14 protein-coding genes are annotated in these 16,995 nt (G+C 69.9%); 6 read left to right on the top strand and 8 right to left on the bottom strand.

Features of this window, described 5'->3' with window-relative positions; genetic code table 11:
• Positions 1 to 103 precede the first annotated feature (103 nt).
• Genes ACFV9D_RS15790 through ACFV9D_RS15775 form a run of 4 tightly spaced genes read right to left on the bottom strand, consistent with a single transcriptional unit; the run spans position 104 to position 4,516 of the window.
• Positions 104 to 898: a WecB/TagA/CpsF family glycosyltransferase gene (locus ACFV9D_RS15790; protein ID WP_385145724.1), complete on the bottom strand. Its 795-nt coding sequence runs from the start codon at positions 896 to 898 to the stop codon at positions 104 to 106.
• Positions 895 to 1,968, bottom strand: a complete 1,074-nt coding sequence (locus ACFV9D_RS15785) for an NAD-dependent epimerase/dehydratase family protein (protein WP_385145722.1) — start codon at positions 1,966 to 1,968, stop codon at positions 895 to 897. The genes ACFV9D_RS15790 and ACFV9D_RS15785 overlap by 4 nt, the downstream gene beginning before the upstream one ends.
• Positions 1,965 to 3,326, bottom strand: a complete 1,362-nt coding sequence (locus tag ACFV9D_RS15780; protein ID WP_385145720.1) for an O-antigen ligase family protein — start codon at positions 3,324 to 3,326, stop codon at positions 1,965 to 1,967. The genes ACFV9D_RS15785 and ACFV9D_RS15780 overlap by 4 nt, the downstream gene beginning before the upstream one ends.
• Positions 3,327 to 3,355: 29 nt before the next feature.
• Positions 3,356 to 4,516 (bottom strand): glycosyltransferase family 4 protein, encoded by a 1,161-nt coding sequence (locus tag ACFV9D_RS15775; RefSeq protein WP_385145718.1) that lies wholly within the window; start codon positions 4,514 to 4,516, stop codon positions 3,356 to 3,358.
• Between the two features lie 456 nt (positions 4,517 to 4,972).
• On the opposite strand from ACFV9D_RS15775, the gene ACFV9D_RS15770 reads away from it, so the two are divergent.
• Positions 4,973 to 6,463 carry a sugar transferase gene (locus tag ACFV9D_RS15770; RefSeq protein ID WP_385145716.1) on the top strand — a complete coding sequence of 497 codons (1,491 nt, stop codon included), beginning with the start codon at positions 4,973 to 4,975 and terminating at the stop codon, positions 6,461 to 6,463.
• Here ACFV9D_RS15770 and ACFV9D_RS15765 read toward each other — a convergent pair.
• Entirely contained in the window at positions 6,457 to 7,947 is a 1,491-nt protein-coding gene (locus ACFV9D_RS15765) for a lipopolysaccharide biosynthesis protein (protein WP_385145714.1), read from the bottom strand. The genes ACFV9D_RS15770 and ACFV9D_RS15765 overlap by 7 nt on opposite strands.
• Positions 7,948 to 8,287: 340 nt before the next feature.
• On the opposite strand from ACFV9D_RS15765, the gene ACFV9D_RS15760 reads away from it, so the two are divergent.
• From ACFV9D_RS15760 to ACFV9D_RS15750, 3 genes are read left to right on the top strand one after another with little or no spacing between them, the layout of a single operon-like run.
• Positions 8,288 to 9,214, top strand: a complete 927-nt coding sequence (locus ACFV9D_RS15760) for a UDP-glucuronic acid decarboxylase family protein (RefSeq protein ID WP_385145712.1) — start codon at positions 8,288 to 8,290, stop codon at positions 9,212 to 9,214.
• A 52-nt stretch (positions 9,215 to 9,266) separates the two neighbouring features.
• Positions 9,267 to 10,295 carry a UDP-glucose 4-epimerase GalE gene (gene galE / locus ACFV9D_RS15755; RefSeq protein ID WP_385145710.1) on the top strand — a complete coding sequence of 343 codons (1,029 nt, stop codon included), beginning with the start codon at positions 9,267 to 9,269 and terminating at the stop codon, positions 10,293 to 10,295.
• Between the two features lie 38 nt (positions 10,296 to 10,333).
• Complete coding sequence (locus ACFV9D_RS15750; protein WP_385145708.1) at positions 10,334 to 11,719, top strand: UDP-glucose dehydrogenase family protein; 1,386 nt, start codon at positions 10,334 to 10,336, stop codon at positions 11,717 to 11,719.
• On the opposite strand, the gene ACFV9D_RS15745 is transcribed toward ACFV9D_RS15750, so the two are convergent.
• Positions 11,698 to 12,039 carry a hypothetical protein gene (locus ACFV9D_RS15745; protein ID WP_385145706.1) on the bottom strand — a complete coding sequence of 114 codons (342 nt, stop codon included), beginning with the start codon at positions 12,037 to 12,039 and terminating at the stop codon, positions 11,698 to 11,700. The genes ACFV9D_RS15750 and ACFV9D_RS15745 overlap by 22 nt on opposite strands.
• 171 nt (positions 12,040 to 12,210) lie before the next feature.
• On the opposite strand from ACFV9D_RS15745, the gene ACFV9D_RS15740 reads away from it, so the two are divergent.
• Both ACFV9D_RS15740 and ACFV9D_RS15735 read left to right on the top strand, forming a co-directional pair.
• Positions 12,211 to 13,803: a polysaccharide biosynthesis tyrosine autokinase gene (locus ACFV9D_RS15740; protein WP_385145704.1), complete on the top strand. Its 1,593-nt coding sequence runs from the start codon at positions 12,211 to 12,213 to the stop codon at positions 13,801 to 13,803.
• Between the two features lie 38 nt (positions 13,804 to 13,841).
• A complete protein-coding gene (locus tag ACFV9D_RS15735; RefSeq protein ID WP_385145702.1) occupies positions 13,842 to 14,372 on the top strand; it encodes a low molecular weight phosphatase family protein in 531 nt (176 codons plus the stop codon).
• Positions 14,373 to 14,427: 55 nt separating this feature from the next.
• Here the strand turns inward: ACFV9D_RS15735 and ACFV9D_RS15730 are convergent, their stop codons facing one another.
• Both ACFV9D_RS15730 and ACFV9D_RS15725 read right to left on the bottom strand, forming a co-directional pair.
• The gene (locus tag ACFV9D_RS15730; protein ID WP_385145700.1) at positions 14,428 to 16,281 is read right to left on the bottom strand and encodes a DUF4012 domain-containing protein; all 1,854 of its coding nucleotides are present in this window, start codon (positions 16,279 to 16,281) and stop codon (positions 14,428 to 14,430) included.
• Between the two features lie 17 nt (positions 16,282 to 16,298).
• Positions 16,299 to 16,670 carry a hypothetical protein gene (locus ACFV9D_RS15725; RefSeq protein WP_385145698.1) on the bottom strand — a complete coding sequence of 124 codons (372 nt, stop codon included), beginning with the start codon at positions 16,668 to 16,670 and terminating at the stop codon, positions 16,299 to 16,301.
• Positions 16,671 to 16,995: the final 325 nt, after the last annotated feature.

Raw genomic sequence — 16,995 nt, 5'->3', positions numbered from 1 at the left:
GAGGCGACGGGACGGCCGCTGCCGCCCCGTGTCACTGGTCGTCACGCCGGGACAGCGGCGGACTGCACCCAGTTCCCACCGGTCCCGGCCTCGTCACCGCTGTTCACACCGGGAACCCGGCCGGGCGGTCCCTCGACGGGGGCGGCGGGACGGGGCGTCTCAGTCCGGCCCTCTGGGCTGAGATCAACAGGAGGTAGTACGGGTTGAGCATCAGGTACCTGCGCCACAGTCGACCCGGTTCCGAGGCCAGCCGCCACAGCCACTCCAGCCCGTGACGCCGCACCCACACGGGTGGTCGGCGCAGGATCCCTGCGTGGAAGTCGAACGCGGCACCGATCGCGAGCAGCGGCATCGGCAGCAGCGGGCGCATGGCGTGCACGAAGATCTCCTGACGCGGGCAGCCGAGCCCGACCAGGACGATCCGGGCCCCGGAGGCGGTGATCCGGTCGGCGATCTCCCGGTCCTCGCCAGGGCGGGCCGTGCGGAACTTGGACGCCTCCCGACCGGCGATCTTCAGTGCCGGCAGTGTGTTCTGCAGGTTCAGCGCCAGGCGGTCCAGCGTCTGCTCCGTGGAGCCGTACAGATACACCGGTAGACCCTCGTCGGCTGCCGCACGCAGCACGCGGAGCGTCAGGGTCGGGCCGGACACCCGCTCGGTCAGGCCCGCGCGGTGCAGCGCGTTGAGCGCCCAGCGCACTGGCTGGCCGTCCGGAGTCACCAGGTCGAAGGAGTTGAGCCGGGCGCCGTGTTCACGGTCGAGCACACCCGTCATCACGCCGTGGACGGCGAGCGCGGTCAGTGCGAAGGGGCGGCGCTGCCGGGCTGCGTCGACCACGGCGTCCACCGCTTCCCCGTAGCTGGTGACGTCGACGAGGACGCCGAGAACGTTACGCTTCACCGGGCCGGTGCCCATCTGTCCACGTTGGCCTCATGGATCTCCTGCATGATCATGGGTACGTCGTACGTCAACTGCCAGCCCGGGTAGTGCTGTTCGAACCGTGCGTTGGAGCTGATCCACCAGATGTGGTCGCCGGTTCGGGGCGTGTCCACCTGCTCGACGAGCATCTCGTTCCCCGAGATCTTCTCGGCCAGCGCGATCGCTTCGAGGTTGGAGGCGTTGGAGTGCCGGCCGCCGCCCACGTTGTACACCTCGCCGCTGCGTGGGGCACGGAAGAACGCCTCGAACGCGGCGACCACGTCGTGACTGTGGATGGCGTCCCTGACTTGTTTGCCCTTGTAGCCGATGAGTTTGTAGGTGCGCCTCTCCATGGCGCAGCGCATCACGTAGGCGAGGAATCCGTGCAGCTCGGTGGCGGAGTGGCCGGGCCCGGTGAGGGTGCCGCCACGGAAGCACGCCGTCCGGAGTCCGAAGTAGCGGCCGTACTCCTGGACCAGGATGTCCGCGGCCGTCTTCGATGCGCCGAAGACGGAGTGCAGGCAGGTGTCGATCGACATGTTCTCGTCGATGCCGGCCGCGTAGGGGTGATCGGGGGCGATCTCCCAGCGCGTCTCCTGTTCCACGAACGGCAGGGAGTTGGGGCGGTCGCCGTACACCTTGTTCGTGGAGCAGTGGATCACGGGGGCGTCGGGGCAGTGTTCGCGTACGTTCTGCAGGATGTTGAGGGTGCCTGCGGCGTTGATGTCGAAGTCCAGGAACGGATCGCGTGCCGCCCAGTCGTGGGACGGTTGCGCGGCGGTGTGGATGACGACGGCGATGTCCTGGCCGTAGTGGCGGAAGAGTGAGGCCAGTGCATCCCGGTCGCGGATGTCCACGTTGTGGTGGGCGTAGGCCGGGCCGAGGTCCGCGGACAGGCGTGTGACGTTCCACGCGGTGGACGCCTCCGGTCCGAAGAACTGTGCCCGCATGTCGTTGTCGATGCCGACGACGTCAAGTCCCAGGTGGCTGAAGTGCCGTACCGCTTCTGATCCGATGAGACCGGCTGAGCCGGTCACCACAGCGACGCTCATACCATCACTTTCCGAGAGGAGTTGACCAAGGTTTTCTGTTCCGGTGTGCGACGGAGGAGACTGCGTCGCGACCGGTCGCCGGCGAGCAGGATTCCGGCCGCCCAGAAGAAGGGAGCGGCGCCGAAGGGCGACTCCAGGATCACGCCCAGCAGGGCGACGATGAGAAGTGAGATCACGAGCAGGACGCACAGCGACGTCAGTTCGTCGGGCGGTCCTCTGCGGACGGTTCGGATCGTGATGATCAGGAGACTGGCCAGCGTCGAGACGATGAGGACGACACCGACGATGCCGAGCCGGGCGAAGACGGTGATCAGGTAGTTGTGCGGCGAGCGCACCCCCGTTCCCCGGCCGATGGGGAGGTCGCCGTCGGACTCCTGGAGGAAGTCCGGCCCGAAGCCCACGCCGACGGCGGTGCGGGTGGAGTCGTCGAGGGTGTAGGTCACGACCCGCTCCCATGCGAACAACCGTGCACGCTTGGTGCCTTGGGCGTGCAGAACGTCCGGACCGGCCGTCGTGGCCGTGCTCAGAGCGAGGAGGCGCTGGCCGGCCGGGGACATCGGCAGCGCCACGGCAACGGTGAGCAGCGCGGTCGCCGAGAGCAGCACCGCACGGGGGGTGATACGGCCGTTCTTGCCCGCCCGGAACAGGGTCGCCACCAGCACGCACGCACAGCACGAGAAGAGGCCTGCCCGGTTCACCTGAGCCAGGCCCGTCACGAGTGCGGCGGCAGCCAGTGAAGCGTGCAGCCAGACCCGGCCCCGTCTGATCCGCAGGATCGACATTCCTGCCAGCACACCGAGCACGGCCACGTCGAAGTCGGTCCTGATCTCGAAGACGCGGGTGCGGCCCACCTCGGGCAGGGTTGCGACGAACGCCGGTGCGAGTGTCGCCACGATCATCCATGCGAGGTGCAGCACCAGGGCGCCGTGCAGGAGCCGGACGGTGCGTTGCCTGCCGCGTTCGCTCACCCTCTGGTAGCTGCCCGCGGAGAGATAGGCGATCGCGGCGTAGGCGAACGGGGCCGCGTCGCGGGCGGCCGTGCGCAGGTCGCCCTGGACGGTGAGCAGATGTGCTCCGGTCACCAGCAGCAGCAGCCCGAGCGCGATTCCCGGCCCGTGGATGTGCTGGTGCCGTTTCCTGGACAGGGGGATCCACAGCAGGGTGTGCAGGAAGGCCGCTGCCAACAGGATGTCGCCGATGTACAGCGGCCCCACTCGCATGTGCGAGAGCCACCGGCCGCCGGTGAGCATCACGGCGACGACCACGACCCCGGCGATCAGCTTGTTTTCGCCGGCGGGTTCGCGAGTGGCCGCCGTGTGGACGGGTGGGCGGAGGGCGGCGCCCGCGGGGCGGGTCATGCCGGTTCCCGGGTGCGTCAGGTGTGTGCTCATGCGGTGGTCAGGGCGCGGCCGCCGGCGATCCGTGCCGCCTCCTCGTACACCGTGGTGATGCGGGAGAGCCAGGCCCGCTCTGTGAAGTGGTCGGCGTAGACCTGCCGGCAGTGGGCGCGCAGCGAGGGGAAGAGGGCGGCGGCCTCGGCCAGGACGGGGGCCAGGGGTTTGTCCCACTGGGTGACCAGGCCGGTGCCGTGTGTCCGGACCGACTCGGCCACCGACGAGCCGTCGAAGGCGAGGGTCGGAAGCCCTGCCGCCAGCGCCTCGACCTGCACGCAGGGCTGGACCTCGTACCAGCGGCTCGGGAAGACCAGGCCGCGCCAGGTCGCCATCCGCCGGCACAGTTCGGTGCGGTCGATCTGGCCGAGGAAGCGAACGGAGGAGGGGGCCGCCGCCCGGCACTCGGCGAGGAGTTCGCCGTCGCCGACGATGTCCAGCGGCTCGTGGGTCGGCCACTGACGCAGCAGTTCCAGGACGCCCTTCTCGGCCGACAGGCGCGCGGCGACGAGCCAGCGGCCGGTGTCGTCACCCGGCGCCTCACCGGTCTGCGGCGCGTCGACGAAGTTGGGTACGAGCGTCAGGCGCTCTGCGGGCACACCGGCACGCCGGTACGTCTGCTCGCTCAGCCGGGAGTTCACGACGATCCGGTCGGCGCGGGCGAGCAGCGGGTCCCGCGTCGGGCCGTGTCGTCCGGCCCAGGCCAGGGGGAGGGTCGCGGCCCGGGAGTCGCGGTAGCAGCCGAGCTTCAGCGCCGCCCAGGGCTCGCCGTCGGGGCAGCGCGTGCAGACGGCGCCCGCACGGTAGAGGGTCGCCGCGGCGCACATCGGCCGGTAGTTGTGCAGGGTCGCGACGAGCGGGCCGTCCCAGTGCCTCACCCAGGAGCGCCCGAAGTTGGGGAAGAGGTTGTGGACGTGCACCACCTCGGGGCCGTAGGCGCGCAGCAGGGCGAGCGGGTTGTTGCCGCGGCCGGTGGCGACGCGCGCCGCCGCCCGCAGCGGGTAGAGCGGATCACGTGCCAGTTCGTCGGTGTGCGCGGCGAACAGTTCCACCGCGTGGCCCGCCGTGCGCAACGCGCGTACCTGGTCCCGTACGAGCTGGTTCTCTCCGCTGGGCTTCCCCGCGGTGTAGAAGCTGTGAACCACCGCGATCTTCATGACAGGGCACCTTTGGTCGTCGGCATGGGCTTCTCGTCGTCATTGGCAGGGACGGGTGGACGCTGGTCTGCCGCCGCGCTCCCCGCAATCTCTCGGACAAGGGCGTGCAGAGCTGGGCGGGCCAACAGACAAATTCGCGCACGAGGTGGTCGTCTCCGATGTTTCTGGGAGATCGTCGCGGTGAGCCCACCCGCTTGGCCGAGTGCGGCGGGGTGGACTGCCCGGTTCCGGAATCGGCGTGGTCTCCCACCATGCTGCTCATCGGGTGATAGTTCACCGCGGCGAGCGCCGTCGGCGGCGTCAGTGGGTGCCCGGCGGACACACTCGATACCGTCCGCCGCTCCGCCACACCGCGAAAGATGCCCTGGCCCGCACGGCTATCCGGCGTCGGTCTCATGACGTGGACAGGTGCAAGGACCGACAACGATCCGCTGGAACCGCTGAGAAAGGGGCATCGTGACCGTTCGGGGAGAGGTACCTCATGTGCCGCTGTCGGGGCAGCAACAGGAGCAGCCCGACCGCGAGCCACCGAACCGCAAGCGACGCCGCCGCAAACCCGCCTGGTACCGGCCGGCAGCGATCGCCGTCGACGCCGTGGGCGCGTCCGTGCCGGTGTACACGGCCCTCCGCCTCGCCGGCGAGGCGTATGCCCTGTGGTACGCGGCAGCGGTGGCCGTGGCTTGGGTTCTCGTCCGGGGCTCGCGCATGCGCTACGCGTGGCGCGATCTGGGGGAGCGCCGGAACGCCGACGCCCTGCTGCGCGACTGGGCGGTCCTGCTGGCGCTGCTCACCGCGGTGAGAGCGGCCACCGGCGAGGACTCCCCCCTTCTTCCGGTGCTGACCGGCCTCCTCGTGTGCCTCGTGGTCACCGCGGCCTGCCAGAACCTGACACACCGCCATCTGGTGGCGCAACGCCGCGCCGGCCGGTCCGTCCGCCGTGCCCTGGTGATCGGTGAGGCAGCCGCTCTGCACGATCTGCTCCGCCATCTCGCCCGCCGCACCGACCACGAATTCGTCGTGGTCGGAGTGTGCCCGATCGGCGACGACTCCCCCGATTCCGTCGCCCCGGTCATGGCACGGCTGGAGCAGCGGGCGCCGGCGCAACTGTCCGGTGACGCCTCGCCGGTGCTGGCGGCGACCCGCGCGCTCGACCCCGATCTGGTCTTCGTCATGTCCGGGCCGAGCATGGCTGGTGAGCGGTTGCGCCGGCTGTCGTGGGCAGTGCACGAGGACGGTCGTCCCCTCGTCGTCGTGCCGGGTCTGACCGAGGTGACCCAGCGCCGGGTGGACGTCTCGTCCGTGGCCGGTCTGACGCTGCTGCACGTGGCTCCGCCCGTCCGCCGTGGCGCCGCCGTGCTGCTGAAGGAGGTCACGGACGTGGTGGGTGCCGCCCTGCTGCTGGTGCTGCTCGCCCCGGCGTTGGCCGCGGTGGCCGTCGCCGTGCGCCTGGACTCGCCCGGAACGGCCCTGCACCGTCAGATCCGCGTCGGGCTGGGCGGGCGTCACTTCAGCCTGGTGAAGTTCCGCACCATGGTCACGGACGCCGAGCAGATGAGGGAGGAACTCACCCGGACCAATGAGCACGACGGCCTCATGTTCAAGATCCGCCGTGACCCTCGGATCACCCGCGTGGGCCGGGTACTGCGCCGCTTCTCACTGGACGAGCTCCCTCAGCTCTACAACGTGTTGCGGGGACACATGTCCCTGGTGGGTCCGAGGCCGCCGCTGCCGAGCGAAGTCGCGCAGTACACCGACGTGGAGCTGCGACGGCTGAGCGTCAAGCCGGGGCTCACCGGACTGTGGCAGGTCAGCGGGCGTTCCGACCTGTCCTGGGACGAGACCGTCGCCTTGGACCTGCGCTACGTCGACAACTGGTCGCCCGCCGTCGATTTCGGCATCCTGCGCCGCACGGTGCGTGCCGTCGTCGAGGGCAATGGCGCCTACTGACCTGCTGCGGACCGGCGCCCCATGAGCACGGCGGGGAGCAGACCGCGTTCCCGGGCGACTCGCACGCCCTGCAGGCTTCCCCCGTAGCGCACCCAGCACACCACCAGCGCACCCGCGGTCGCCAGCTTGACCGCGAGGAGCAGCGCCGAAGGACACGTGCTCCCGAGCACGTGCTGAACGGACCACAGCACAGCCCAGGTCAGGGCCGCCAGAAAGGCCGCCTGTGCGTATGCCACCGCGACCGGTCGCCGGGTCGCGGGGAAGAGCCGGCTCAGCCGTGCCTGGAACAGGGCGAGTCTGACGACCTGCCCGATCAGCACCACCACGATGAACGCGTGGATCCCGCCGCCGACGGCCAGCGCTGCGGCCGTGCCGCCGATGAGAACCGCCAGTTGCACCAGATGGATGACCACCTTGGGCCCCACCACCCCCATGGCCTCCATCAACGTGCCCAGGAACTGCGCCACCAGAGCGAGCACGCTGACCAGGCCCAGCAAAGGCACCAGTTCCGCGCTGGCGCGCCACTGCTCGCCGAGCAGCAGCGCCACCAGCTGCTCGCTGCTCGCGCCGATCACCGCCCACAGGGGAAAGAGGCTCAGGGTGGTCAGAGCGACGCAGTCGGCGTACGAGGCGCCGAGCCGACCGGTCTCGTGCCGGATGCGGCTGAACGCGGGGAGGAGAACCTTGCTCGCCGCCGCCTGGATCTGGTACTGCGGCAGGTGGGCCAGAAGTACGGCGCGGTCGTAGAGGCCGGCGGCCGTGACCCCCACGTAACGGCCGATGGCGAGCTTGCCGAAGTCCTCCGTCAGGTATTCCAGGAATCCGTTCACGGAGATCTTGCCGCCGAAGCCCAGGATGTCCCGCATGGCCGGTACGTCGAACAGCGGACGCAGCGAGTGCCTGACCAGAAGACAGGGCAGCAGGGCCTGCAGGAAGTACCAGCAGAGCGTGCCGTACACGAGGCTCCATACGCCCGCGCCGAACAGGGCGGAGGTGAATCCGACGACGCAGTAGCCGAAGGCGAAGGAGAAGAGGTCGGTGAGGGCGACGGCCCGGTACCGCATGGCGCGGGTCAGCAGTCCGGCGGCGGGGGCGCCCAGGGCCATGAACACCAGCATCAGCGCGGTCGCCCGGATCAAGCGGGTCAGTTCGGCGGGACCGCGGACCAGGTCGGTGGCGTACGGCGCCATGCACCAGACCGCCGCGAAGGAGCAGGTGCCGACGGCGAGTGCCAGCGTGAAGATCACCCGGACGTCGCGGTCCGTGATCGAGGCGCGCTGGACCACCGCGGAGCGCAGGCCGCCCTGGGCGAAGTGGTGGGCGAAGCGCAGCACCAGGTGGGCCAGGGCCATCAGGCCGAAGTCCTCGGGGGTGAGCAGACGGGCCATCACTGCCGTGTAGGGGAGCTGCAGGACGACCCCGGCCACGCTGGCGAGATAGGTCCAGCGCATGCCCCGGACGGTGGCGGAACTCAGCTGCGTCATGGGGTGGTCGCTCCCACCTTTGTCACGAAGGATCGGCGTCAGGTGCGCACCCTTGCACGGCGGCAAAGCCTTCCCGCGCCCGACGCGCGAGGTGTCCTCTCACACGTACGAGTGATCGGCCCACGGGCGGACGGATTGTCCGCTCATCGCTCACGTCCGGGATGCGCGCTCATGCTCCGGAATTCCGTCGGATCGGGATACCGGCCAAACGGTTCACAGCAGGCTTCCCGCGCGAAAGACGGGGCGGAATCGGATCATATCCTTCCGATGTTTCGGGAGATTATCGCCTTCTTTCCGGAAGGAAATCTCCATCCCTTTCCTGCATTCATGGAGATGAATCATGCGCGTAGCTGTGACCGGCGGGTGCGGTTTTCTTGGTTCACATCTGTGCGAGGCGCTGCTGCGGCGTGGAGACGCCGTCGTGTGCCTGGACGACCTGAGCACGGGGCAGCCGGAGAACCTCGCGCACCTTCGTACGTATCCCGGGTTCGAGTTCATCCACGCGGACGTGAGCATCGCCGCGGACGTGCCCGGTCCAGTCGATGCGGTCGCCCATCTCGCAAGTCCCGCGTCGCCGCCGGACTATCTGCGGCTGCCGCTGCAGACCCTGGCCGTGGGCAGCCGTGGCACCGAGAACGCCCTCGAACTGGCCCGACGCAACGACGCCCGCTTCCTGCTCGCCTCGACCAGTGAGGTCTACGGCGATCCGCAGATCCATCCGCAGGACGAGGAGTACTGGGGGCACGTCAACCCCGTCGGACCGCGCAGTGTCTACGACGAGGCCAAGCGGTACGCGGAGGCCGTCTCGCTCGCCCACCACCGCACGCTGGGCGTCGACGTGGGCATCGTCCGGATCTTCAACACCTACGGCCCGCGCATGCGTCCGCACGATGGCCGGGTGGTCTCCAGCTTCATCAACCAGGCTCTCCGCGGCGAACCGCTGACGATCTACGGCGACGGCAAGCAGACCCGCAGCTTCTGCTACGTCAGTGATCTCGTTCGCGGTCTCGTGGCGATGCTGGACTCGTCCGAGACCGGGCCCGTCAACCTCGGGAACCCCGATGAGTGGACGGTGCACGACCTCGCCGAACTCGTACTGGACATCACGGGCTCGGACTCGGAGATCCAGTACCACCCACTCCCCACGGACGACCCGGTCCGCCGCCGACCGGTCATCACACGCGCCCTGGAACACCTCGGCTGGCGACCGGAGGTACCGGTCGCGGACGGCGTGCGCTGGACCGTGGAATGGTTCAGCGCCACCTGACCGGGCGCCTTCCGCACCCTCACACTCCTGACGGCATCAAGAGAGGTGACCCATGCCCGGTCGCACCACTGTGCTGGTGACCGGTGGCGCCGGATTCATCGGCAGCCACACCTGCGTCGAACTCCTCGACCACGGCCATGACGTGGTGGTCGTCGACGACTACTCCAACAGCTCGCCCGGCGCGCTGGAACGCGTCGCGAAGATCGCCGGTCGCCCGCCGGCCGCCGTGTACGAGATCGACCTGCGCGACCGACGCGCGCTCTCCCGCGTGTTCGACGAGCACGCCATCGACGCCGTCATCCACTTCGCCGGGAAGAAGGCCGTCGGGGAGTCCGTGGAGCTGCCCGTCGCGTACTACGACACCAACGTCGGCGGCACCACGGCTCTGTTGCACGCCATGCACGACCACAAAGTCCACCGTCTGGTGTTCTCCTCGTCCTGCTCGATCTACGGAAACGCTGCCAGGGTGCCGCTCACCGAAGCGGACCCGGCGGACCCCACCAACCCGTACGCCACCTCGAAGTGGCTGTGCGAGCAGGTGCTCGCCGACACCTGCCGGTATCTGCCCGAGCTGTCCGTGCTGTCGCTGCGCTACTTCAACCCGGCCGGCGCGCACCCCAGCGGACTGCTCGGCGAAGTACCCCGGGGCACGCCGGGCAACGTGATGCCCTATCTCGCCCAGGTCGCCGCGGGCCGGCTCCCGCAGCTCCAGGTCTTCGGCGGCGACTACCCCACCGCCGACGGCACCGGCGTCCGTGACTACGTCCATGTGATGGACGTCGCCGAAGGCCACCGCGTGGCACTGGAACACCTCGATGACGAGCACGGCATGCGCGTACTCAACCTCGGTACGGGACAGGGCACTTCGGTACTGGAACTCGTCGCGGCCTTTCAGCGCGCCTGCGGTACGCCGATCCCGTACGAGATCACCGATCGCCGCCCGGGCGACGTGCCGGCCCTCGTCGCCGACCCGAGCGCCGTGGCCCGGGCCTGGAACTGGACCGCGACGAGGGACCTCACCGCCATGTGCGAGGACGCGTGGCGGTTCCAGGAGCTCAACCCCTCCGGCTATCCGGCCTGACCCATGAACCGGACCACATCCTAGAAGAAGCGAGTGACATGCGACTGACCGTCATCGGAACGGGTTACCTGGGCGCCGTGCACGCCGCGTGCATGGCGGACATCGGGCACGAGGTCCTCGGCGTCGACATCGACGCCGAGAAGATCGCGGCCCTCGGCAAGGGCGTGGCCCCCTTCCACGAACCAGGTCTGCAGGAGGTGCTCGGCAGAGCCGTCGACTCCGGCCGGCTGCGCTTCACGACCTCCCTTGCCGAGGCCGCCGAGTTCGGCGAGGTGCATTTTGTCTGTGTGAGCACACCGCAGCGCCGGGACGCACCGTCCGCCGACCTGCGGGCGGTCGACGCCGTCATCGACGGGCTGGCGCCCCTGTTGCGCCGTCGCTGTCTGGTCGTGGGCAAGTCCACGGTTCCGGTGGGGACGACGGACCGGCTCACGGCGCGCGTCCACGAACTCGCCCCACAGGGCGCGGACGTCGAGGTGGCCTGGAACCCCGAGTTCCTGCGGGAGGGCTTCGCCGTCCAGGACACGCTGAGCCCGGAGCGGATCGTGGCGGGAGTGCTGTCGCAGCGGGCCGACGAGGTCCTGCGCGAGGTGTACGCGCCGATGCTGAGCGCCGGCGTGCCGTACATCTGCACCGATCCGGCGACCGCCGAGCTGGTGAAGTCGGCGGCGAACGCCTTCCTCGCGACGAAGATCTCGTTCATCAACGCCATGGCCGAGGTCTGCGACGCCGCGGGCGCCGATGTGACCACCCTGGCCGACGCCCTCGGCCACGACAGCCGGATCGGCCGTCGATTCCTCTCCGCCGGGCTGGGGTTCGGCGGCGGATGCCTCCCCAAGGACATCAGGGCGCTCGCGGCCCGCGCGGACGAACTCGGCGTCGGCGGGGCGGTGACGTTCCTCCACGAGATCGACGAGATCAACGCGCGGCAGCGGCGCCGCACCATCGACATCGCCCGGGACATGGTGGGCGGCGGATTCGCCGGACGCCGTGTCGCCGTCCTCGGCGCCACGTTCAAGCCCGACAGTGACGACGTCCGTGACTCGCCCGCCCTGGCCGTCGCGGCCGCGATCCATCGCGAAGGCGCGGAGATCCGGCTGCACGACCCGGAGGGCATGGACAACGCGCGGGCCGTCCTGCCGCTGCTCGACTACGTGCCCGACGTGGACACGGCGTGTGCGGGGGCCGACCTCGTGCTGCATCTGACCGAGTGGTCCGCCTACCGCCGCATCGATCCGGTCGCGCTCGCGGCCGTGACGCCCGCGCGCAGAATCCTCGACGCGCGCAACGCCCTCGACGCGGCGCGGTGGCAGTCCGCCGGCTGGACCCTGCGTGCGCTGGGGAGGCCGGCGCCGCCCGCGCTGCCGGCCCAGCAGGCGGCCGTCGGCCACATGTCGCCGGTCTACTCCGCGGGCCGGGGCTGAGCCGATACGGCTGCTGCCACAGGAGCCGAGGGGGCATCCAAGCGGGCCGGCCGCATCGCCGTACGCGGCCGGCCCCCGGCTGTGCCGAGGGCGGTGCGGTAGAGCTGTTCGGCGATCTCCGCCTTCGCCGCGCAGGTGTGCTTGCGTGCCCACTCGACGGCGGCCCGTGCCGTGCATCGGCGGGCGCGCCGGCCGCCCAGCACACCGCTGAGCGCCCACGCGAGGCGTTGAGGCAGATCGCCGGGATCACCGGAGGAGTCCCGCAGGCTGGTCATCACGAACGCGTCGGCGTCGTCGCAGGCCTGTCCATGGGGGATCACCCTGCCCGTCGGGTGGGGCGCATCCGGCGCAACAGGTGCGAACGATAGGCCGGTCGGGGTGCCCTTGCCGCCGTCGCTGCCGGTTTGCGACCCGCTGCGTCTATGGTGAACGGGAAAATCAGCAGGAAAATGGGTGAATTGGGCACTTCTTGCCCTGTGAAGGGGTGAACGTTGGATCTTCGTGGATACCTCAAGCTACTGGCCAGACGCTGGCCGACCGTCCTGATCTGTCTCATGCTCGGCATCGCCGCGGCAGAGGTCGTCACGGCCGTGAGAACACCGGTCTACGAGGCCCGTACCCAGCTCTTCGTGGCCACCCGGAGCGGTGCGGACACCTCCGAACTGAACCAGGGTCAGAGCTTCTCGCAGGCGCGGGTGCAGTCGTACTCGGCGATCGTCGCCACGCGCCAGGTGACTCAACCCGTCGTGCGTCAGCTGAAGCTGCCGTACACGCCGTCGGAGCTCGCGTCCCGCATCACCGCCGAGGCTCCGCTCAACACCGTCCTCATCAACATCAAGGTGCGCGACACAGATCCGACACGTGCGGCGCGGATCGCCGACGCGGTCGCGGATCGCTTCGTCGGCCTCGTCGAACGGCTGGAGACGCCGAAGAAGGCCCTCACGTCGGGCAAGAAGGAGAGCGCTTCCTCCGTCTCACCCGTCTCACTCGGTGTCACGGAGAAGGCAGCCGTCCCCAAGAAGCCGGTGTCACCGAACCGGCTGCTCGGTCTGGCGCTCGGAGTGCTCGGCGGCCTGCTGCTCAGTGCCGGAATCGTTGCGCTGCGCGAGGCGCTCGACACCACCGTCAAGACCAGCGAGGCTCTCGGGGAACTCACCTCCCTGCCGGTGCTCGGCTCCATCCCTTACGACAAGGGCGCGGGCCGGAAGAGAATCGCGATCGAGGCGGCCAGTACCTCCGCGCGCGCCGAAGCCTTCCGCAAGCTGCGGGCCAACCTGCAATTCGCCCAGGTCGACGACCCGCCACGGGTGATCGTCGTGACCAGCCCGTTGCCGGGAGAGGGGAAGACGACCACCTCCGTCAACCTCGCGCTGTCCCTCGCCGATGCCGGCCTGCGGACCTGCCTGGTCGACGCGGACCTGCGTCGCCCGTCCGTGGCCCCCACCTTCGGGATGATCGAGGGCGCCGGACTGACCACCGTGCTCATCGGCCAGGGCCGCATCGAGGACGTGGTGCAGGAGGCCGGTGGCCAACTCTCGGTGCTCGCCAGCGGCACCCTGCCGCCGAACCCGACAGAGCTGCTCTCCTGCGGCCGGATGGCGGAGGTGTTGCGGGAACTCGCCGACACCTACGACATCGTCATCGTCGACAGCGCCCCCCTGCTGCCGGTGGCCGACACCCTGGGCCTGGCCTCGCTCACCGACGGGGTGTTGCTGGTCGTCAGCGCCTCCAAGACCGGACGCGACCAGATCGTCGACGCAGCCGAGTCGCTGAGCCGGATCGGCGTACCCGTCCTTGGGACAGCCCTCAACATGTCCTCCACCTACAAGGGCAAGGGGTACGGCTACGGTTACGGCTACGCCCCGACCGAACTGCCGATGCCCCGGCCGGCGACGAGCACCGAGGAGCCCGCATCGCAGACCGCCGCCGGCGAACCGGAGGAGGCCGTCTCGCCGACCGCCGCCGGCAAACCGAAGAAGCCCGCCTCGCCGACCGCCGCCGGCAAACCGGAGGAGGCCGCCTCGTCGACGGCGGTCGGTAAACCGAAGAAGCCCGCCTCGCCGACCGCCGTCGGTAAGTCATGAGGGGCCAGTCGGCGGCCGCCGGGGAAAGTGGTGGTTCGATGAACGGCTTCGAGGTGTTGTTCGTCTGCACCGGCAATCTGCACCGCTCGCCCGTCGCGGAGCGGCTGCTGGCCGCCGCGCTGCCCCAGCCGGGCTTCCGGGTGCGCAGCGCGGGCACCGCTGCCCGGTCGATGCCGCTGGACCCGCTCACCAGGGCGATCCTCGACGAACTCGGCGGCGACGCCAAGGGGTTCGCCACACTGCGGCTGGATGCCGGTCAGATCGAACAGGCCGATCTGGTGCTCGGTCTGGAACGGTGCCACCGGGAGGCCGCGGTGCGGCTCAGCCCACTGGCGCTACGCCGTTGTTTCACCCTCCGGGAGTTCAACCGCCTCGCAGAGGGGACCAAGGCCGACACGCCGCACGAGGCCGTGCGGCTGGCCGCGTCCCGGCGTGGCACGGTGATTCCCCCGGCGGATGAGTCGGACGGCATCGACGATCCGGTCGGCGCCTCTCCGAAGGTGCACCGGGCACGGGCCCTGGAGGTCCGCGACGCCGTCCGCACGCTGGCCGGGATCCTGGCTCCGTGACAACGGGGGCGCACCGCGCACTGCGCGGTGCGCCCCCGAGGCGCGCGGACGTGTTTCAGCCGCTGCACGGCCGGGCGGGCTTCACCGTGGTGCGCAGCGGCGTCACCAGGGCCTGCCGGAGAACCGTCGGGGCGCTGTCGGCCTCGGGCTCGATCAGATGCAGCACCAACGTGCGGCTGGTCTGCCGGGGAAGCTCCAGGTCGAGCGTGTACGTCGGATGGCCGCGTTCGACGCCGCGGATCAGCTTGACCGGGCGGCCGTCCAGTGTGGCCCGCGTCAGAGTCGCACCTGAACCGGCGTAGTACGACACCAGGAGCCGGTTGTCGCCCGGCCGGGTGGGGTAAGGCGGGGCGTCGGCCCGGATGGTGACGTAGTCGGGGAGGTCCGAGGTCGGTGCCCGGCTGGTGAGCGCCACGGTCGCGGTGACCGACCGGCCGGTGTCCGTGCAGGCGCCGGGCGTCCAGACCAGGCTCCGGTCGAGGTAGTAGTCCAGCTTGGAGCCGGCCGCGTTGTTCACCACGAGCCCCGCGAAGGGACCGTGCGCATCGGGCAGCGCCCCTCCCAACGGTCTTGCCGCCAGCAGGCGTTGCTCTGTCGGGTGTGCGCTCCACATCTGGACACGGCCCTCTTGCTGCACGTCGTGCAGGGACCTCAGCAGCGCGGGGAAGAGGTGCGGGTCGTTGATCCCGTTCATGAGCCGCATGGCGGCGGCACGAGCGGCCTCGATGAAGAACGCCTTGCGCTCGACGTAGTCCGAGTACTTCACGTAGCTGGTCCGCTGCGTGAGGTCCACGGCGTTGTCCGCAGTGATGGTCGTGCCGTCGGGCATGTCGACCGGTCCTGTGGCGCGCAGCAGAAGGCCGAGCGCGGCCGGGTCGGTGGCGATCGCACCGTCCAGCCGCTGACCGGTGAGCTTCTCGCCGTAGGCCTTCCAGAGGCGGGCTGCGTACGGGAAGTGCGGGCTCAAGTTGGAGTTCACGAAGAGTCTGCCGGGTGCGTTGTCCCCGTACTGGGCAGTGAACTCGGCTCCGAGGTCCACGTCCGCGCGCACGCCGTCCATGGCCGTGTCGTTGCCGAAGCGCTCGAACGCCAGTTTCCCTCGGTCGGCTCGCAGCACGGCGAACGCTCCCGGGAGGCCACCGGTGCCCCGTGCCTCAGCCGTGTTCTGGAAGACAAGGATGTAACGCCGTGGTCCATGGGCCCCGAGCAGAGGCGGCGCCGTGCGGGCCGCGAAGGCGGCGTCGTCCGCCTGAGGGACGAGCCGGTCGAGCTGCCGCGCCAGCTGGGCACGAGCCCGGTCGGCCGCCGGCAGCCAGGTCGAGTCGGGCAGTCGGCGGGTGTCGTCCTGCACCTCGGCCGCGATCTGCGCGGCCCGGGCGAACGTGGGTGCTTGACGCTCCAGCTCCGACAGAACCCGGGACATGCCGCCCGTCTGCGCGCCCGCCTTGAGCCGGGGAGCCGCGCGCACCAGCGGCGGTAGCACGTCGCCGGCCAAACCGTCCGAGGCCTGCGCGATACCGCGTACGGTCCTGAAAGGCTCGCCGACGAAGGGGAGTTGCGCGACGGTGTACCAGGCAGGCCCGGTCGTGAGGTCGTGTGCGCGTTCAGCATGGCCGGCGGCGGACCGCAGCAGTCGCTCCTGATCCGACTCGCCCGGGGACCCTGCAACGACAGCCGGCGCACTGTCCCCTGCGACCGACGTCGCAAGGGATTCGCGCAGTGCGTTCAGGTCGTCCTGGGCAGCGAGGAGTTCGTCGCGGGCGAGCCAGCCCGTAGTGCCGATCCAGACGGCGGCCGCCGCCGACAGAGCGGCGGCGGCCAACAGCACGTTTCTGACCCAGGGGCCGTGGACGCGCTTGCGTGCCCGGTGGGCGTCCCGAGCGGACTCGGGACGCCTCCGGAAGGTCATACGTGGAACTGCCATCATCACGAGTTCTGCCGGCGGCGAGCGACCCACGCGGCGCCCACACCTGCGGCCACCAGAGCAGCCGCAGTGCCGCCCAGCACGATTTCCTTGGTGTTGTCGGCACCGGTGTCTGCCAGGTGCGGCTTGCCCGGCTTGTGACCGTTGTCGTGGTCCGAGTCCCCGTGTCCGGGCTCGTGGTGCCCCGGCGGGTACTGATGGTCGGAGTCGTGCGGCTTGTGCGGCTTCGGCGGGTACGGGTGGTCCGTCGCGTGCGGCGGGTAGGGGTTGTCCGTCGCGTAGGCGACACCGGTGCCGACAAGCGGCGCTGCGACGAGCGCAGCAGCCATGGCGGCCGGGGCCAGGACGGTTCTCCATCTCAGCGACTGCTTCATGTTCTCCACTCTCTTCGACATGAACCTACGTAGGCCTGGAATGGAAGAAACCACGCCCAAAGCCCATATAAGGGGATTAACAAGAAATGCGCGCTGCGACTCCTGCATTTGACCGTCAGAAGGCACCAGATGGGGGGGGGTAGGGCGAACCGGGAGAAGCCCAGCGTCATGACCAGCACCGCGGGGACGTGCAGCGGGGCCCGGCCCCGGAGGGGGCGGGCCGGGCCCCCGTGGCGTGCGTGTGGGGTAATGAACAAACGCAACTAGGAATTAGAAACTAAGGCCCCAGCGTCCACCTCGGTGTTGTATCACTGGGGGGCCGGTG

The organism is Streptomyces sp. NPDC059875 (genome assembly GCF_042731085.1).
Taxonomy (GTDB): domain Bacteria; phylum Actinomycetota; class Actinomycetes; order Streptomycetales; family Streptomycetaceae; genus Streptomyces.
This window is presented reverse-complemented; position numbering and strand designations above follow the sequence as displayed.